General features: G+C 67.9%; 15 protein-coding genes. 6 read left to right on the top strand and 9 right to left on the bottom strand.

The window, feature by feature from the left end; translation table 11 throughout:
* Window positions 1-23: 23 nt before the first annotated feature.
* From C1704_RS01180 to C1704_RS01165, 4 genes are all read left to right on the top strand, one after another.
* The gene (locus tag C1704_RS01180; RefSeq protein WP_104300153.1) at window positions 24-470 is read left to right on the top strand and encodes an Lrp/AsnC family transcriptional regulator; all 447 of its coding nucleotides are present in this window, start codon (window positions 24-26) and stop codon (window positions 468-470) included.
* 356 nt (window positions 471-826) lie between these two features.
* Entirely contained in the window at window positions 827-1,903 is a 1,077-nt protein-coding gene (locus C1704_RS01175; protein ID WP_104300151.1) for a TRAP transporter substrate-binding protein, read from the top strand.
* 12 nt (window positions 1,904-1,915) lie between these two features.
* Entirely contained in the window at window positions 1,916-2,422 is a 507-nt protein-coding gene (locus C1704_RS01170; RefSeq protein WP_104300150.1) for a TRAP transporter small permease subunit, read from the top strand.
* Window positions 2,419-3,744: a TRAP transporter large permease gene (locus C1704_RS01165; RefSeq protein ID WP_104300148.1), complete on the top strand. Its 1,326-nt coding sequence runs from the start codon at window positions 2,419-2,421 to the stop codon at window positions 3,742-3,744. The genes C1704_RS01170 and C1704_RS01165 overlap by 4 nt, the downstream gene beginning before the upstream one ends.
* A gap of 7 nt (window positions 3,745-3,751) precedes the next feature.
* Here the strand turns inward: C1704_RS01165 and C1704_RS01160 are convergent, their stop codons facing one another.
* The gene (locus C1704_RS01160) at window positions 3,752-5,053 is read right to left on the bottom strand and encodes a glycerate kinase type-2 family protein (protein WP_104300146.1); all 1,302 of its coding nucleotides are present in this window, start codon (window positions 5,051-5,053) and stop codon (window positions 3,752-3,754) included.
* A gap of 158 nt (window positions 5,054-5,211) precedes the next feature.
* Here C1704_RS01160 and C1704_RS01155 point away from each other — a divergent pair, with 158 nt between their 5' ends.
* The gene (locus C1704_RS01155) at window positions 5,212-6,894 is read left to right on the top strand and encodes a SulP family inorganic anion transporter (protein WP_104300144.1); all 1,683 of its coding nucleotides are present in this window, start codon (window positions 5,212-5,214) and stop codon (window positions 6,892-6,894) included.
* Between the two features lie 3 nt (window positions 6,895-6,897).
* On the opposite strand, the gene C1704_RS01150 is transcribed toward C1704_RS01155, so the two are convergent.
* From C1704_RS01150 to C1704_RS01135, 4 genes are read right to left on the bottom strand one after another with little or no spacing between them, the layout of a single operon-like run.
* Window positions 6,898-7,317, bottom strand: coding sequence for an acyl-CoA thioesterase (locus C1704_RS01150; protein WP_104300142.1), 420 nt, complete (start codon window positions 7,315-7,317; stop codon window positions 6,898-6,900).
* Window positions 7,318-7,330: 13 nt separating this feature from the next.
* On the bottom strand, window positions 7,331-8,932 hold the full coding sequence (locus tag C1704_RS01145; protein WP_104300140.1) for an indolepyruvate oxidoreductase subunit beta family protein: 1,602 nt from the start codon (window positions 8,930-8,932) through the stop codon (window positions 7,331-7,333).
* A gap of 14 nt (window positions 8,933-8,946) precedes the next feature.
* The gene (locus tag C1704_RS01140; RefSeq protein ID WP_104300138.1) at window positions 8,947-9,936 is read right to left on the bottom strand and encodes a Bug family tripartite tricarboxylate transporter substrate binding protein; all 990 of its coding nucleotides are present in this window, start codon (window positions 9,934-9,936) and stop codon (window positions 8,947-8,949) included.
* A 41-nt stretch (window positions 9,937-9,977) separates the two neighbouring features.
* Window positions 9,978-12,131, bottom strand: coding sequence for a thiamine pyrophosphate-dependent enzyme (locus C1704_RS01135; RefSeq protein ID WP_104300136.1), 2,154 nt, complete (start codon window positions 12,129-12,131; stop codon window positions 9,978-9,980).
* Between the two features lie 215 nt (window positions 12,132-12,346).
* Between C1704_RS01135 and C1704_RS01130 the strand changes: the two genes are divergently transcribed.
* Window positions 12,347-13,720 (top strand): spinster family MFS transporter, encoded by a 1,374-nt coding sequence (locus tag C1704_RS01130; RefSeq protein ID WP_170064594.1) that lies wholly within the window; start codon window positions 12,347-12,349, stop codon window positions 13,718-13,720.
* 21 nt (window positions 13,721-13,741) lie between these two features.
* Here C1704_RS01130 and C1704_RS01125 read toward each other — a convergent pair whose 3' ends face one another.
* The 4 genes from C1704_RS01125 to C1704_RS01110 all read right to left on the bottom strand — a co-directional run bounded on the left by C1704_RS01125 (window position 13,742) and on the right by C1704_RS01110 (window position 17,994).
* Entirely contained in the window at window positions 13,742-14,737 is a 996-nt protein-coding gene (locus tag C1704_RS01125; protein ID WP_211286784.1) for a fatty acid desaturase family protein, read from the bottom strand.
* Window positions 14,738-14,834: 97 nt separating this feature from the next.
* Entirely contained in the window at window positions 14,835-15,686 is an 852-nt protein-coding gene (locus C1704_RS01120) for a MipA/OmpV family protein (protein ID WP_170064593.1), read from the bottom strand.
* Complete coding sequence (locus tag C1704_RS01115; RefSeq protein WP_211286782.1) at window positions 15,683-16,699, bottom strand: chorismate transformation FkbO/Hyg5 family protein; 1,017 nt, start codon at window positions 16,697-16,699, stop codon at window positions 15,683-15,685. The genes C1704_RS01120 and C1704_RS01115 overlap by 4 nt, the downstream gene beginning before the upstream one ends.
* A gap of 92 nt (window positions 16,700-16,791) precedes the next feature.
* Window positions 16,792-17,994: an ABC transporter substrate-binding protein gene (locus C1704_RS01110; RefSeq protein WP_104300130.1), complete on the bottom strand. Its 1,203-nt coding sequence runs from the start codon at window positions 17,992-17,994 to the stop codon at window positions 16,792-16,794.
* Between the last annotated feature and the right edge of the window lie 43 nt (window positions 17,995-18,037).

Raw genomic sequence — 18,037 nt, 5'->3', positions numbered from 1 at the left:
CACGGAAGCTGCGAAGCCTGGGGATGGACAAGCTCGACAGCACCCTGCTCAACCTCCTGATCCGCGATGCGCGCGCTTCGTACGCCGACATCGCCCGCCAACTGGGCATCTCGCGCGCCCACGCGCGCAACCGGGTGCAGGCTCTGGTGAACGCCGGCGTGATTGAACAGTTCTCGGCAGTGGTGAACCCCGAGAAGCTGGGCAAGGTGGTGTCCACCTTCCTGGATCTGCGCGTGGCACCTGTGGCCCTGGAGCCCATCTCGCAGGAGCTGGCCGCCTGCCCCGAGGTGGTGAGCCTGTACATCATGAGCGATTTGCAGAGCCTGCACATCCACACGCTGACCGACAGCTACGAAAGCTTTGATGCCTTCGTGCGCAAGCACATCTTCAACCGGCCGGAGATTCTCTCGGTGGATTGCAAGACGCTGATGACCCGGGTGAAAAACCGCCGGGGCGGTGCACGCCTGTGAGACGGCGCGCGCAAGGCGCACGCCGGCACCGGGATGGCGCCCTGGGCCCACCCGTGCGCCGTGGCGGTGCAGGATCGCCAAATGGCCGCCGCACCGATCCCCACGCGACGATTGGTTCAGGAAAGCGGATGCCCCGTTGACAAATGGACATGCAGATGGCCGACGGTGTCATTTGTGAAGTCCACATGGCCGGCCAGGCCCACAGCCGCATGTCGTTTGACAGTGCGCGCGTGAGCTCTCTCCATCTTGAAATCTATGCAAATCAAGGACTTGCCAGGGCATTCGCGGTGGCATGGCGCTTGCGTAACGAGGGACATCTTCGTCTTGACAAATGTCGTCCCCCAAGGAGCAGCACCATGACCCTCTCGCGTCGCCACCTCGTGGCTGGCTCTGCCGGCCTGGCCCTGGCCGCCCCGGCCCTCGTTCGCGCCCGGTCGCGCAGCGCATTCACTTGGCGCATGACCAATGCCTACGGGCCGGGCTCGCCCTTCTATGTGCAGGGCCCGGGCAGCCCCACCGACTTCTGCAAGAAGGTGGAAGAGATGTCGGGCGGCCGCCTGAAGATCCAGCACTTCGCCGCGGGCGAACTGATTCCTGCGCTGGAGGGGTTCGACGCCGTGGCCAAGGGCATGGTCGAGATGAATGCTGCCAACGCCTACTTCTGGGCCGGCAAGGTGCCTGCAGCACAGTACTTCACCACTGTGCCCTTCGGCATGAACACCCAGGGCATGAACGCCTGGCTCTACCACGGTGACGGGCTGAAGCTGTGGCACGAGCTCTATGCGCCGCTCGGGTTGATCGCCTTCCCGATGGGCAACACCGGCGTGCAGATGACGGGCTGGTTCCGCAAGCCCATCAACAGTGTGGCCGACCTGAATGGCCTGAAGATGCGCATCCCGGGGTTGGCCGGCAAGGTGTATGCCTCACTGGGGGTGGCCGTGCGCCTGCTGCCCGGCGGCGAGATCTTCCCGGCGCTCGAGCGGGGCGTGATCGATGCCGCCGAATTCGTCGGCCCCTTCCAGGACCGGCGCCTGGGCTTGCACCGCGCTGCCAAGTTCTACTACACCACCGGCTGGCACGAACCCACCAACGTGACCGAGCTGCTCATCAACAAGAAGGCCTGGGACAGCCTGCCCAAGGACCTGCAGGCCATCGTGCAGGCCGCCGCGCAGGCCTGCAACAACGAGAGCCTGGCCTGGTGCGAGGCTGTGAATGCCGACGCGCTGGCCGACTTGGTGGCCAACCACGGCGTGAGGGCTGCGCCGCTCCCGCCGGACGTGGTGGCCCGACTCAAGGAGGTGACGGCCGACACGCTGGAAGCCGGTGCCAAGGCCGACCCCGCCACCCGCAAAGTGCACGACGCCTTCATGGCCTTCCGCAAGAAGCACGAGTCCTGGGCCGCCGTGAGCGAAAAGACCTTCCTGTTCCTCTGAACTTCGTTCGCCATGTCCGTCGTCCTCAAAAGCCTGGAGCGGGCCGTGCTCGCTCTGGGATGGATTGCACGCGCCTGCGTGCTGGTGCTGGTGCTGCTCGTGGCCTGCAACGTGCTGCTGCGCTATGTCTTCTCGTGGAGCCCCGTGGGGTTGCAGGAACTGGAGTGGCACCTGATCTCTCCCATCGCCCTGCTCGGTATGGCCTACGCCGTGCACCACCGGGCCGATGTGCGGGTGGACTTCCTGCATGAGCGTATGAGCAGGCGCGCCCAGGCCCTGGTCGATCTGCTGGGCGCAATGCTCACCCTGGGTGTCGGGGCATTGATCGCCTGGTTGTCCTGGCCGTATGTGATGCAGTCCTATGCCATGGGAGAAGGGTCGCCGGACCCAGGTGGTCTTCCCTATCGGTATGGGCTCAAGGCCTTTCTGGTGCTGGGGTTCGCCGCGCTGGCCCTCCAAGGTCTGCTGGATGCGGTGCGCACGGTGATGCGTCTTGCGCAAGAGAGGGCGCCGGCATGAGCCTCAACGAATGGCTGGCGATCGGGATGATCGCGGGCTTCCTGGCGCTGATGATGATCGGCGTGCCGGTGGCCATCGCCCTGGCTGTCTCCGGTTTTGCGGCGGGCTACATGGGCTTCGGGTCCATGCTCTTTGCGCTGCTGCCCGCACGCCTGTACGGTGTTGTCACCAACTACACGATGATGGCCATCCCGCTCTTTGTCTTCATGGGCGTGATGCTGGAGAAGTCCCGCGTGGCCGAAGACATGCTCGACACCATCGGACGGGCCATGGGTGGGCTGAACGGCGGCATGGGCATCGCCATCATCCTGGTGGGCGTGCTCATGGGCGCCTCCACCGGCATCGTGGGTGCCACGGTGGTAACGGTGGCGATGTTGACCCTGCCCACACTGCTGCGTCGCGGCTATGCACCCACTGTGGCCTGCGGCACGATCTGCGCGTCGGGCACGCTGGGGCAGATCATCCCACCCAGCCTGGTGCTGATCCTGTTGTCGGAGATCGTCGGCGAATCGGTAGGCACACTGTTCGCAGCCGCCTTCCTGCCGGGACTGATGCTGGCGACGGTGTATGTGATCTACCTGCTGTTGCTGGGCTGGCGGCGACCCCACCTGGCGCCCGCCCTGCCCGCCGAAGAGCGTGAGCGCATCGACCGGCGTACGCTGGGACGCGACCTGTTACGCACCGTGGTGCCGCCGCTGCTGCTGGTGGTCGCGGTGCTGGGCTCCATCGTGGGCGGCATCGCCGCACCCACCGAGGCCGCCTCGATGGGTGCGCTGGGCAGCGTGCTGATTGCCCTGTGGGCGCGACGCCTCAATGCAACGCTGCTGCGCGAGACCCTGCACGGCACACTCACGATCACCGCCATGGTGTTCTTCATCCTGCTGTGCGCCCAGCCATTTGCGCTGGCGTTCCGGGGACTGGGGGGTGAGGCCATGGTGCACAGCCTGTTCGAGGCCGTGCCCGGCGGCGAGATGGGCGCGCTGCTCTTCCTGATGGCGCTGCTCTTCGTGCTGGGCTTCTTCCTGGAGTGGATCGAGATCTCCTACATCGCCCTGCCCATGTTCCTGCCGGTCTTCCAGGCCTATGGAACCGACATGGTCTGGCTGGCCACGCTGGTGGCGATGAACCTCCAGATGTCCTTCCTCACGCCACCGTTCGGCTGGGCCCTGTTCTTCCTGAAGGGCGTGGCACCACCGGGTGTCACCACCCGCCACATCTACCTCGGTGCCCTGCCCTTCGTGGGCTTGCAGATCGTGGCGTTGGGGCTGCTCTTTGCGTTTCCCCAGGTGGCCACCTGGCTGCCCAAGGCCATCGGCTGGTAGCGCAGCCTCACGGCACCCAGATCGCCCGGAAGTCGTTGACGTTGGTGAAGGTGGGCCCGGTGATCACCAGATCGCCCAGGGCCTCGAAGTAGGGGTAGGCGTCGTGGCGGTCGAGCGCGTCCTGGGCTTGGCGGCCCAGGGCTTCGCCGCGGGCCAGGGTGTCGGGCGTGACGAGCGCCCCGGCGTTGTCCTCCACGCCATCGATGCCATCGGTGTCGGCCGCCAGCACGAACACCCCGGGCTCGCCCTGCAGGGCCAGGGCTGCGCCCAGCAGGAATTCGGTGGCGCGGCCGCCCCGGCCGCCCGAGGCACGCACGGTCACCGTCGTTTCCCCGCCGGAGAGGATGACGCAGGGGCGCGCAAAGGGCTGGCCCCGGCGGGCCACCTGGCGGGCCAGCGCCGCATGCACCTGCCCCACCACGCGCGACTCGCCCTCGATCTCGTCGCTGAGAATGTGCGCCTCGATCCCCAGGGCGCGGGCAGCGTCGGCCGCCGCTTCCAGCGCCTGCTGGGGCGTGGCGATCAGGTGGACCTCGTGACCCTCGAAAAGCGCGTCTCCGGGCTTCGGGGTCTCCAGCTCGCCGCGTTCCCAGGCCGCCTCGATGCCCTCGGGCAGGGCGATGCCGTAGCGACGCACGATGGCCAGGGCGTCGGCGCAGGTGGAGGCATCGGGCACGGTCGGGCCGCTGGCGATCACGCTGGGGTCGTCGCCGGGCACGTCGGAGATCACGAGCGTGACCACACGCGCCGGTGCGCACAGGGCCGCCAGCCGTCCGCCCTTCAGGGCCGAGAGATGCTTGCGCACGCAGTTCATCTCACCGATGGACGCGCCGCTTTTCAGCAAGGCGCGGTTGATGGCCTGCTTGTCGGCCAGCGTGATGCCCGGCGCCGGCGCACTGAGCAGGGCGGAGCCCCCGCCGGAGATGAGACACAGCACCAGATCGTCCTTCGTGAGGCCCCGGGTCAGCTCGATGATGCGTTGCGCGGCGGCCTGTCCCGCTTCATCCGGCACCGGGTGGGCCGCCTCCACCACCTCGATGCGCCCGGGTGCTGCCCGGTAGGCGGGCGGTACATGGTGGTAGCGGGTCACGACGAGGCCGCTCAGCGGAGCGTCCCGGGGCCACAGGGCATCGACTGCGGCCGCCATCGCCCCGCCCGCCTTGCCGGCGCCCAGCACCAGCGTGCGTCCGCGCGGCGGCGCCGGCAGGCGGCCCGCCAGGCCCTGGGCCGGCTGCGCGCGTGCGATGGCCGCATCGAGCAGGTGGCGCAGCAGCGCGCGGGGGTCCATGGCGTGGGCCGGGTCAGTCATCTGCAAGCTCCGGGAGTTAGGGTCGGCAGCCGCGAGCCTACCTCAGCCGGCACGCAAGCCGCAGCAGGACACTCGCCCAAGCTTGACCGCAGCGGCGGCACCGCCTGAAGATGAGGCCCGGGACGAGGCTGCACAGACGAGGACGACCAGACCACACCATGGGCATACGACTTCCGGCCGGACTCGAACTTGCCACGTTCCGCCCTCGCCTGCTCGACGACCTGCGCGACTACAACCGTCAACGCTTCGCGCGCGACATCTCGGCGGGCCTGACCGTCGGTGTCGTGGCCCTGCCCCTGGCCATGGCCTTTGCCATCGCCTCCGGTGTCAAACCGGAACAAGGTCTGTTCACGGCCATCATCGCCGGCTTCCTGATTTCGGCGCTGGGCGGCTCCAGTGTGCAGATCGGCGGGCCGGCCGGCGCCTTCATCGTCATCGTCTATGGCATCGTGCAGCGCTACGGCCTGGGCAACCTGCTCATCTCCACGGTGCTGGCCGGCGGCCTGCTCTTCCTGATGGGCCTGTTCAAGCTCGGGGTGCTGGTGCGCTACATCCCGGTCACCATCGTGATCGGCTTCACCAACGGCATTGCGGTGCTGATCGCGCTGTCGCAGGTGAAGGACCTGCTCGGCCTGTCGATCGATAACCTGCCGGCCGACTTCTTCAGCCAGATCGGCACACTGGGCCGGCATCTGCACACGCTCAACCCGCTGGCCGTGGCGGTGGGCCTGGCCTGCCTGGCCATCGTCATCCTCTGGCCCAAGCTCTATGCCTTGCCGGCCATTGCCCACTCGCCCGTGCAACGCGGACTGAAGGTGGTGGCGCGGCTGCCCGGCACCATCGTGGCGCTGGGCCTGGCCACCATGCTCACCGCCCTGTTCGCACTGCCGGTGGAGACCATCGGCTCGCGCTTCGGCGGCATTCCCCAGGGGTTGCCCAGCTTCGAGTGGCCGGCCTTTTCGTGGGACGGCATCCGCCAGCTCTTCATCCCGACGCTCACCATCGCGATGCTGGGCGCCATCGAATCCCTGCTGTGCGCGCGGGTGGCCGACAACATGAGCGAACGCCCCCGCCACGATCCCAACCAGGAACTGATGGGCCAGGGCGTGGCGAACATGGTGGTGCCCTTCTTCGGCGGCATTCCGGCCACGGGTACGATTGCGCGCACGGTCACCAACGTGCGCTCCGGGGCCAGCAGCCCGGTGGCCGGCATCGTGCACGCGTTCACGCTGCTGGCCGTGGTGCTCGTCGCCGCGCCGCTGGCCTCGCACGTGCCGCTGGCCGCCCTGGCCGGCATTCTGCTCTTCGTGGCCTGGAACATGGGCGAGTGGCGCGAGTTCGTGCGGTTGCGCCAGTTTTCGGTGCCCTACCGCGTGCTGCTGGTGGGCACCTTCGTGCTCACCGTGGTGTTCGATCTCACGGTGGCCGTGGAAGCCGGCCTGGTGATGGCCTGCGTGTTCTTCATCTATCGCATGAGCACGCTGTTCCGCATCGAGGCGCTGCACCTGCCGGCGGGTGTGCCCGACACGGTGCAGGCCATGAAGCTCTATGGTGCGCTGTTCTTCGGGGCGGTGGCCAAGGTGGAAGCCATCACCCAGCGCCTGCACCCGAACACCCGGGTGCTGGTGCTGGAGATGCACCGCCTGATCTCCATCGACACCACCGGTCTGGATGCGCTGGAGCAGCTTCACCGCAGCCTGCAGCGCCAGGGCATTCGCCTGGTGCTGTGCGACCTGAACGAACAGCCACGCAGCCTGATGGAGCGCTCGGGCTTTGCGGACCACCTGGGCCGGCACAACCTCGTATCCGACCTTCACGCCGCGGTGGCAGCTGCCACCTGAAGATCAGCCACAGAGGGCGCGAATGTCCTCTGGGATGGGCACAGCGCGGATCGCATGCGGGTCGGCGCCGGTGCGTTGTGCAAACACGCGCACCTCGTTGCACTCGCACAGCAGTTCCTCGCCGCGCAGGATGCGATGCTTCATCACGAAGCTCTTGGTGCGCCATTCGGGGATGCTGGTCTCCACGACGATCTCGTCGCCATAGCTCGCCGGGCGCACGAAGCGCGCCTGGGTGTCGACCAGGGGAGTGCCGATGATGCCGGTGGTCTTCTCCAGTTCCTTCCACGTCGGCACCCCGCAGGCGACGAAGAAGCGACGTGAGCCCGCATCGAACCAGCGGAAGAAGTTGGGAAACCAGACGATGCCGGCGGGGTCGCAGTCGCCGAACTCGACGTGCAGGGGCAGGTGATGGATGCGGCTCATGGGGGAATGCGGGTCAGGACGCTGGGCGCCGTTTGTACCACTGGATGGGTTGGGGTTTGACCGGTCGGGCCGGGGCGCCATGCTGGACCAGGGCCTGATCGAGCGCCTTGCCGGCGTCGTCGGCCAGCGCGGCCACACGCGCGGCACGGATGGCGGCCGCGCGTTGCCCGGGGGTCTCGAACGATGCTGCCGTCGCCAGATGATCGAGCACATGCAGCAGGTTGTCCTTGCCGCGCTCGTTCGTCGAGCCGTAGCCCTTGATGAGACGGCCACACTCGGCGATTTCGTGGCCGAGCGGCCACGCCGTGCGCGTGCCCTGCTCCACCCCCGCCAGCCAACGCTCGATCATGGCCTGCTCGACCGCAAAGCGGCTGCCGCGACGGCGCAGCCATTTCAGGCTGCCGAGCACGCGCAGGGCCAGGAAGCCGGTGACGGTGTGGGCGCCGATCTTCAGCGGCACGGCGAACGGGCTCTTGCCGGCGGCCACGCGACGACGGTCCCATCGCAGCAGACGCTGGGCCAGACCGTCGGGCAGCAAGGCGGCGAACTCCGGCACGCCCGGCTTGAAGTGGTCGTAGATGTAGAGCAGTTCCTCGTCGGCCGCCTTCACTTCGCGGCGCACGCGAGCGTGGCGGCTGGCGCGGCACTTCAAGTCGGCCACGCGCACGATGTCGTCAAAGGCCATCCACAGCGCGAGGTAGCGTGCCGTCTCACGCGTGATGACCCAGCCCTGCTGGCCCTGAGGGTCGACGGCGCGTTCGGCCTCGAACACCCGGGTGAGCCGCTCGATGTACAGCCGCGCGTAGTCGGCGTCCTGGTATTCGAGCAGGCGGGCGTGGCCGGCTCCCACCATCTCGTGCGTGGCCGCCGGGAACCGCTGCGCCAGGGCAGCCGGCAGCACCGGGGCCGGTGGTGCGATCGCGGCCGTGGCGGCCTGGGCAGCCTGCAGCACCACGTCCTGCTGGGCGCGCGCGGCCGCCACGGTGTCGTAGGCTCGCGTGAAACCTCGCAGGCTGGCGTCCACACCCTTGCCTGATGCGCGGATCACCCCTTCATAGGCCTCGCGCGCAAACGGCAGCAGACCGCTGGCCGCCACCGCTCCCAGAAGCACCGCGCTGATCACGGTGCCCGTCTGCTCAGCCATGGCGGCCATGTCGAAGACCCTGGCCTCGCGGCTGTAGCGCTGAACCATGGCGAGCAACTGCTCTGCGCTGGCGCGGCCGTCGGCCAGCTGCATCTTCTCGGCCACCGTGAGCGCACGGCTGCTGGAGCTGATGACGGTGGTGCGTTCGGGGCTGGCCAGCCCCAGTCCGATCTGGCGCACGGTCTCCAGCAGTTCGGACGACACCAGCAGGTCCAGCGCACCTGGCACCGGGTAGAGACTGAAAACCGGCTTGCGCCCCCCCAGCTCGGCGTCGGGCCGGGGGTGGATCTCCAGGTAGTAGGTGGTGGCCCCGGTGCGCTGCGCCACGCCCGGGATGGAGGTGCTCTGCGCGCTGTGGCCGCATTGCAGCGCTGTCTCGAACAACCATTGCGAGAGCACCCCGCCACCCTCGCCGCCGAGGGCACAGATCAGCACGGTGACAGGACGGTCGGCGGAAAGGGGCTGGGACATGGTCTTTGGAGCGATCAGTCGAGCTTGATGCCAGCCTGCTGGATGAAGGCCCCCAGACGGGCGCGATCGGAGCGCTGCCGGTCGGCGAACTCCTTCACGCTCAGGGTCTGGATGTCGGCGCCGATGGCGTTGATGGCGGCCACGGCCTGCGGTGAACGCAGCACCTTGTTGATCTCGGCATTGAGCTTGTCGATGATGGCCGCCGGCGTGCCGGCAGGTGCGTAGATGCCGAACACGGTATCGGCATCAAAGCCTGTCAGCCCCGATTCGGCCAGGGTGGGCGTGTTGGGCTGCTGCGAGGCGCGCTGCGGGCTGCCCACGGCCAGGAGCTTGAGCTTGCCGGCCTCAGCGTGCTTGAGGCCCGGACCGGAGTCGAACATGAAGTGCACCTGGCCGGCCAGCAGGTCGTTCAACGCCGGGGCAGCACCGCGGTAGGGCACGTGCGTGGCCTCGATCCTGGCGTCGCGCTTGAGCATCTCGCCAGCCAGGTGCAGCGAGCTGCCATTGCCGGCCGAACCGTAGCTGAGCTTGCCGGGGTTGGCGCGGGCATAGGCGATGAACTCCTGGACCGAGTTCACCGGCAGCGAAGGATGCACCATCAGGTAAGGGCGCACCACGGCCGTGGAGGCGACAGGAGTGAGGTCCTTCTCAGGGTTGAAGGACATCTTGCTGAACAGGAAGGGATTGGCCGTGATGGTGCCGCCCGAGCTCATCAGCAGCGTGTAGCCGTCGGGTGCCGCCTTCGCCACCGCATCGGCACCGATGTTGCCGTTCGCACCCGGGCGGTTCTCGACCACGATGGTCTGCTTGAAGGCCTCGCCCAGGCCCGTGGCAATGGTGCGCCCGATCACGTCAGCGGCGCCGCCCGGCGGGAAGCTCACGATCAGGCGGATCGGCTGGCTGGGGTAGGTCTGGGCCCAGGCGGGCACGCACGCGGCCATGCCCAGGATGGCGGCGCACAGCACACGTCGGGTAAGGCCGGCAAGGCTTGGCGAGGTCTTCATGGTCAGTCTCCTTTGTGTTGTCGAACGAAAACCGGAAAGCATCAGGCCGGCTGCAGCCAGCGCAAGGTGGTGCTACGCACGGCGGCCAACAGCCGCTCATGCCACTTGGGGTTGCGGATCACCTCGGTCCGGTAGAACGAGGGGCACAGGGTGGCCGCATGGGCATTGGCGCCGCACAGGCCGCAACCCACACAGCCGTCGATCACCGTGGCCACCGGGTCCACCTTCAAGGGGTCGGGGCTGTCCTTGAGCGTGAGCGTGGGGCAACCGGACAGGCGGATGCAGGCGTGGTCGCCCGAGCACACGTCTTCGTCCACACCGTACTTCACGCGCGCCACGCGCTTGCCCGCCTTGAGCAGCCCGGCAATCCAGGGCTTGATGCGGCGCTGTCGCTCGAGCTGGCACTCGCCTTCGGCGATGATGACCTTCAGGCCGTTGAACTCGCTGGTGAAGGCCTCCTGCAGCGTCTTGCGCATGGCGTCCACGTGGTAGGTGTGCACGGTGCGCATCCATTGCACACCCAGCCCCTTGAGCGTGGACTCGATGGTGGTGTTGCGGTCCACGAGGCTTTGCTGCTTGTCCTCGGCACGCTCCTTCACCTCTTCGTCGGGCGTCGAGATGATGTCCTGGGTGCCGGTGGCCGAGGTGTAGCCGTTCTTCATGATGACGAGCACTGCGTCATCGCCATTGAAGAGCGCACTCTGCACTCCGGTGAGCAGGCCGTTGTGCCAGAAACCACCGTCGCCCATGATGGACAGCACGCGGCGCTGCATCATCGGCGACACGCCCGCGCGGCTGGCCAGGCTCATGCCGTAGCCGAGGATGGAGTGGCCCGACGAGAAGGGCTCGAAGGTGGCCAGCGCGTGACAACCGATGTCGGCCGCGATGTGCACCGGGCCCACGTCCTGCTGCGCCAGCTTGAGCGCCGCGAACACCGGTCGCTCGGGGCAACCCACGCAGAAGCCGGGGGGGCGCGCGGGCAGCGGTGCACCGAGCTGCTGCGCCACGTCCTGGCGGCGCCTGGCGTTGCCTTCCAGCCAGGCCTGCGCCGCATCCACCGCGTACTCGGGCAGGTACTTGGCAGCAAACTTCGCCAGGCCCGTGGCCATGGCCTCGACGGTGTATTCGCCGGTGGCCTGCAGGAGGTCCTTGCCGTGCAGCGGCGTCTGGATGTCCAGCCGGTGCAGGGTGCTCAGGATGTCCTGCTCGATGTATTCGGGCTGGCCCTCTTCCAGCACCAGCACGGCGCGCTTGCCCGCGCAGAACTGCGTGATCTCTTGCGGCACCAGCGGGAAGGTGACATTGAGCGCCAGGATGGGCCATTCGCTCTGGCCAAAGGCATCGGCCAGGCCGAGCTGCTGCAGCGCACGGATCAGCGAGTTGTAGAGCCCCCCCTGCACGATCAGCCCCACATCGTCGCGCCGGCCGGCGAACAGCTCGTTGAGCCGGTGCTCGGCGATGTAGCGGCGTGCGGCCGGGATGCGTTCCTCCACCTTGAGTTTCTCGTGGCGGAAGGTCACCGGCGGATGCGCCAGGCGCATGTAGTCGAAGCCGGCCGGCTCGTCGATCAGGTTCTGCGTCGACAGCGCCGGCTTGAGGTTGTCCTTGCACTCGAAGCTGCCGCGCACGTGGCAGGCACGGATGCGCAACTCCAGGATGGCCGGCATGTTCGAGGCTTCCGACAGCGCAAAGCCCTCCTCGACCATGCGCACCATGTTCGAGAGTTCCGGCCGCGGGTCGAGCATGAGCATCGACGACTTCAGCGCATAGGCGTGCGTGCGCTCCTGGATCACGCTGGCACCTTCGCCGTAGTCTTCGCCCACGACGATCAGCGCCCCACCCTTCACCCCCGGTGACGCGAGGTTGGACAGCGCATCGGCCGCCACGTTGGTACCGACGATGGATTTCCAGGTGACCGCGCCGCGCAGCGGGTAATGGATGGAGGCGCCGAGCATGGCGGCGGCCGAGGCTTCGTTCGAGCAGGCCTCGACGTGCACCCCCAGTTCCTGCATGTATTCCTTGGCCTGGACCATGACGTCCAGCAGGTGCGACACCGGTGCGCCCTGGTAGCCCCCCACATAGGCCACACCCGACTGCAACAGTGCCTTGGTGATGGCGAGGATGCCTTCGCCGTGAAAGGTGTCGCCGGCCCCCAGGCGCAGGGCCTGGACTTCCTTGCTGAAGGACACTTCCATGTGTCTTGTCTCCGGCCGGCTTCGCACCGGCTTTGTCGTGGAATGGCCTGCAAAGGCCTGTTGGGTCGCCACTGTAGGGAGGCCCGCTGGATTCATCCAGCAGACGCAACGACTAAGTCATATTCATCGCATGCATAATGCGACGCCTTGCGGGCCGCTCTGCTACGCTGCGAGCCGATACCTGCTCCCAGGCATCGCTTATCCAGAAAGTGCACATGGACACGCCGGGCCCGGCAAACCCCTCATCCCACACTGACGCCACCACCGCTTCGGCCCCGCGCACGGGCTACGCCTGGTACGTGGTGATCATCCTGATGCTGGCCGCAGTCGTTTCCCTGGTGGACCGGCTGCTGGTGGGCCTTCTGGTCGATCCCATCCGGCGCGACCTGCAGATCAGCGACTTCCAGATTTCGCTGCTGCAAGGCCTGGCGTTTTCGTTGTTCTTCTGTCTGGCTGGCCTGCCCATCGGGCGGCTCGTCGACCGCTCCCACCGTCGCAACATCGTGGCGATCGGCATCAGTTTCTGGAGCCTGATGACGGCTGCGGCCGGCCTGGCGCAGACCTACTGGCAGCTCTTCCTCACCCGCGCCGGTGTAGGGGTCGGCGAGGCAGCGTTGGGACCTGCGGCCTACTCGATCATCAGCGACTACTTTCCCAAATCGCGCCTGCCACTGGCCCTGGGCGTGTTTGCGCTGGGCACGGCCCTGGGCTCGGGCGTGGCCTTCGTGATCGGTGGGGCCGTGGGTGGCATTGCCGCACGGGGTGACGTCGCTGTGCCGGTGCTGGGCGTCGTGCATGGCTGGCAGCTGGCCTTCATCCTGGTGGGCCTGCCCGGCTTGCTGATGGCCGCGCTCACCCTCACGATCCGCGAGCCCGCCCGACGCAACACCATCGCCGGCGGCAGCGCCGTGCCCATCTCTGCCGTGGTGGACTTTCTGCGTGAGCGCCGCCGCCTGGCCCTGTGCTTCGTGGTGGGCATCAGCATGGCGTTCACGGTGAGCTATGCCCTGCTGGCCTGGGTGGCCACCTTCTTCATTCGTGTGCACGGCATGGCGGTCGGCCAGGTCGGCACGCTGCTGGGCGCCATCATCCTGTCCATGAGCACGCTGGGCATCTTCGGCGGTGGCTGGCTGGCCAGCCTCTTCCTGAGACGAGGGCAACGCGACGCCACGCTGCGCACGGCCATGTGGACCATGGCTGCTGCCATCCCCTTCCTGATTGCGGCGCCGCTGCTGTCCACGCCTGAGCTCTCGATGCTGGCTTACGCCCCGGCCATCCTGCTGTCGAGCGTCTTCATCTCGCTGGGCACCTCGACCATCCAGCTCGTCACGCCCAACGAGATGCGCGGCCAGGTCTCGGCGCTGGGCCTGATGCTCACCACCGTGGTGGGTTCCGTGCTGGGCCCGAGCCTGGTGGCCGCCTGCACCGACTACCTGTTCGCCGACGAAAAGATGGTGGGCGTCTCGCTCGCCCTGGTGTGCGGGATCGTCGCCCCCATTTCCGCGGCCACCCTTGCGTGCAGCCTCAAGCCCCTGCGCACCGCCGCCGAGCAGGCCGAACGCTGGGCCGCGCCCGACGAGAGGGCTTGAGGCGCCCTGCAGGCCGCCGGGTCAGCGACTGCGCTTGAGCATGTAGCGCAGGTAAGCACCCTGGCCGTCGAAGATGGCCGATTCGTCCACCAGCCCTTCGCGCTTGTAGATCTCGTGCACCTTGGGCAACTGGGAGAACGACACCCCCGGGTGGGCGTGGTGGTAGGCGTGCATCGCGAAGTTGAGGTCGGGGATCAGCAAGCGCTGCCAGGGCTTGAGGCGGATAAGCGGGGTCGTCTCATAGACCGTCGCGTTCTCCATGTTGTACTTGTGCTCGATCACGGCGATCCAGCGCACGAGCAGCTGGGTCACCGTGAGCAGCGGGATCACCCAGTACACCAGGAACACGGTCCAGCCCTCCACGAGCGTCAGCACCACAGCCAACAAGGCGTAGAAGCCCAGGCGCAGCCACAGCGGTGAGGGGTTGGTGCGGGTGAACTCGTCCATTGCCGCGGTGCCCGTCTTGCCCTTGATCAGCGCCACCGTGTTCAGCCCCGTCAGATCGCGCAGCACCAGGCGGGCCAGCACCTTCCAGTCGGCGGGAAAGGTCCAGTCCTCGCCCGACTTGCGGATGAAATCCGGGTCCTTGCTCGTGAAGAAGTACTTGTGGTGCGACAGGTGGACCTTGGCGTAGTCCTCCACCGTGGTGGCGAACAGCGGATAGACCGCCAGCACGTTGACGATCCAGTCGCCGTACTTGCCGCGCAGCCCCAGACGGTGCACCTGTTCATGCAAGAGCAGCCCGAACACCATCTGGCGCGTGCCGACGATCAGGATGCACAGCACGGTCACGAAGACATTGGAGGCCAGCACCCCAAGCGTGATGACACCCGCCACGACCAGCCAGTTCCAGGCCAGCTCCAGCAGGAAGCGCCCGGGCCGGTGGCCCGACAGCTCGCGGATCTCGGCCCGCGCGGCGCTGGAGAGCGCTTCAGGGCCCGCCAGCACCGCAGGGCGCAGGGGGGGGGTCTCTGCGGCAGCAGGAGCCGCGGGATTCATCTCGGCGGAGGGCTGCATGGCGTTCCCGTTGGGTTCACAGGCCGGGCCACCTGCGGCCCCGCGCGATCCATCTTACCAACGGCCCCTCACCCGCCAAAGCCGTGCCCGTCCGGGGTCACTCGTAAACCGTGACGGTCTGTGCAGAACGGCCAAGCACCATCGCCCAGCCCAGGCCCACGCTCCAGCCCGAGCGACGCTCCACGAGCGGGCTGTCGGCAAACACGGCCCCACCAACGTGGTCATGGCGCACGAAAGCCCCCACCCAGTGCGCGCCGATGCGGCGCGACACCGCCCCCAGCGTCTGCCAGCCGCCGTAGCCGGCCCGCGCCTGGTAGGCAGGCCTCTCGGGCAGCGCTTCGCTGGCGGCCACTCCGTAGTAGTGCCGATGATGCGCTGCGGTCCCATACACCGGGCCGGTCTGCAGACTGAGGCGCCAACCGCCGTTCAGGCTGGGCGAGTCGAGATGCAGGTGCGGCTGGAAGACCGCCCCCGCCGAGCGCGGCGAGCGTTCCAGCGTGAAGACCGCACGCAGCGGCAGCCGCAACTGCAGTTGCAGGTCGCGGCGCGCGGTGCGCCAGAGGTTGATGCTGGCATTCGGCCCGATCTCGAAGGTGGCTGGCAGGTCGTCCATGCCGGCCCGGATGCCTTCGCTGCGCCCACGCGCCGGTGGCGACCCGGCCAGGCTCAGGTCGATCGCCCAGCTCGGTGCGTCGACGAGCACGGCGCGCGCGCCGTCTCGATCGGCGCGCAGCCAGTCCCCCCGGTAGACCACATAGGGCAGCGGCAGCACATAGTTGCTGCGGGTGGCCGCACCCCGGTAGTCGGGCAGGCTCAGTCCCCCCAGCCCCAGCCCCGCTTCCCACAAGGGGCGCTCCACGCTGCGCCGTTCCGGCAGAGGTTCCGCCCAGGCCTGCAAGGCCAGGGCACAGGCGCCCGACACCAGGGCACACGACCACCACATCCTCATGACGCCTCCTGCGGTGCCAGACGCACCTGGGCTTCGATTTCCACCAGCAGTTCGGCCCGGCATACGTCGGCCTGCAGGTACACCGCCGCCTCGGCAGCAGGTGTGCCAACACCCAGTCGCCCAGAGATCACCTCGCGCACCGCCGCCAGGTCTTCAGGGTGTCGCAGATAGACGGTGCACTCCAGGCGCTCGCGCAGGGCCGCCAGAGTCCAGGGCCCGCCCACGTGGGGTAGAGCCGCGGCCAGCACGGCATCGATGTTGTCCAGGCATTCGCCGGCCTGGCGCACCACATCGCCCAGGTGGACCGACTCATGCCCCACGATGCTGGCCGTACCCGAGATGAAGAGCACATGCACCCCCTCGCCCAGGTCGGCCAGGGCTGCGCGCGAGAAGGTGGGGCTGCGCGGTCCGTAGCGCTGGGGATAGCGGTAGGCGCTGACCTGGCGCGGGTTCTCGATGGCCAGGGGGCTGTGGCGGCCGGCAAGGAAATGCACCGTCAAGGGCCCCTGCGCCGTGCCCATGGCGCAGGCGGCCGGCGCCCCGTCTTCCAGGCCCCGACCTGCATCCAGGAAGGCCTGCGCGCGACCGAGATTGAAACGGCGGTAGCGCTCCAGCCCCGCCTCTTCGGCGTTGATGGCGCGCATGTAGTTCCACAGGCGCTGCAGCTGCGGGCAACCCTCGCGGTCGAGCACCTGGAAGACATCGGCATAGGCGCGCTGCGCGGCCTGTCGCATACCCTGCTCGCGGTCGTCGACACAGGCCGTGCCGAACACCCAGCTCCCATTGCTGCGATAGCTCACGCAGCCCAGCCGGCCGTCGCTCAGCGGGCCGCTGGCGAGCCACTCCTCGCACAGCGCCGGCGCAGGCCACAGCAGCCGCGGTGCAGCGAGGGAAGGCGCTGCGGGCCACAGGCGGCCGAGCAAGCCATGAGCTGCGCCCGGTTCGGGCCAGGCCAGCGCCGGGCGCCCATGGCGATAGCGCAGCTCCCCGCCATGCGGGAAGCGGCGGGCCAAAGACACATCCTGAGCAGAGACCAAGAGCATGAGGGCGTGAGATCGTGCGCGACGCGCCGCGGATTCTAGGCGCCCCCTTCGGGCCGGATGCGTCAGGACTCCTTGCGCCGGATCACGCTCGCCCGCTGCGCATCGATCGGGTACAGGTACTGCACCTCACCCCCCCGCCACACGCTCAGCCACAGCATGTTGATCGAATAGGCTTCGTGGTCCTTCACAGCATAGGGGCGCTCGTAGGTGGTCACCACCCCTCGGTAGGGCCGCTCCAGGGCCTCCAGCGACTGCTTCAAGGCATCACCGCCACCGCCTCGCGCCTGGAAAAACGCCGACACGAGCAGGTACATGGCATCATAAGTTTGTGCCGCCACGGTGAGCGAGCCCATCTTGCGTCCACCCGCATGGGCCGCATAACTGGTCAGAAAAGTGGCCCGGCGTTCGTTGGCCATGTCGTGGTGGACCGTCTGCACCATGATCGCGCCGTCCAGCAGGGCTGCACTGGCACCTTCGAGGGCCAGCCGCGACGCCAGCGTCGGTGGCGCGAAATAGGGGACGGCCCAGCGCAGTTCGGCGCGCGAGCGCAGGGCCGTCGCATGGTCAGGCCCCCGGCCCCAGACGATGAGGGCCTCACTGCCGAGCGCACGCGCCTGACGCAGTTCCTCGGTCAATGTCCTGACGCCCCTGTCGAAGCGGCCGACATACACCGGTTTGAGCTCGCGCTGCGCCAGCTCATCGGTCAAATCCTTCAGGCCGCCTTCACCGTAGGCCGTTCGGTCCGCCAGCACCGCGATCTTGCGCAACTTGCGGCGATCGACCAGCTCCCCGACCAGCACGCGAGCCGACAGCTCATCCGGTGGAGCCAACCGGAAAATATAGCTGTCGCCCCGCAGGGCACGTGCCGTGAGCGCCGAGCCCGTGTCGCAGGGCACCATCAGAACCTGCCGCTGCTCCTGGAAAACGTCGAGCGAGCGCTGCGCCACTTCACTGTCGCAGAAGCCAAGCGTGAACGCCACCTTCTCCTGCTGCACCAGTTCCACAGAGGCCTGCCGACCTCGCTCAGGGTCGGACTGGTCGTCGCGAACGACCAGCTCCAGTGGACGCCCCAGGTAGCCGCCCACGGCGTTGATCTCCTTCACGGCCAGCTCCGCAGCCAGCTGCATGCTCTGCCCCATGTCGGAAGACCCGCCGGTAAGCGGGGCGATCAACCCCACCTTCACGGGCTGCACACCCTGCGCCAAGGCGCCTGCGCACCACAGCAGGCCGCACGCCATGGCAAACCACCGATGAGCTCGCCTCATGTCATCCTTCCTCCGTCTCAACCCCACCTCGCACCAGCAAGTC

Origin of the sequence: Caldimonas caldifontis (genome assembly GCF_002930615.1) — a bacterium.
Taxonomy (GTDB): domain Bacteria; phylum Pseudomonadota; class Gammaproteobacteria; order Burkholderiales; family Burkholderiaceae_C; genus Caldimonas; species Caldimonas caldifontis.
This window is presented reverse-complemented; position numbering and strand designations above follow the sequence as displayed.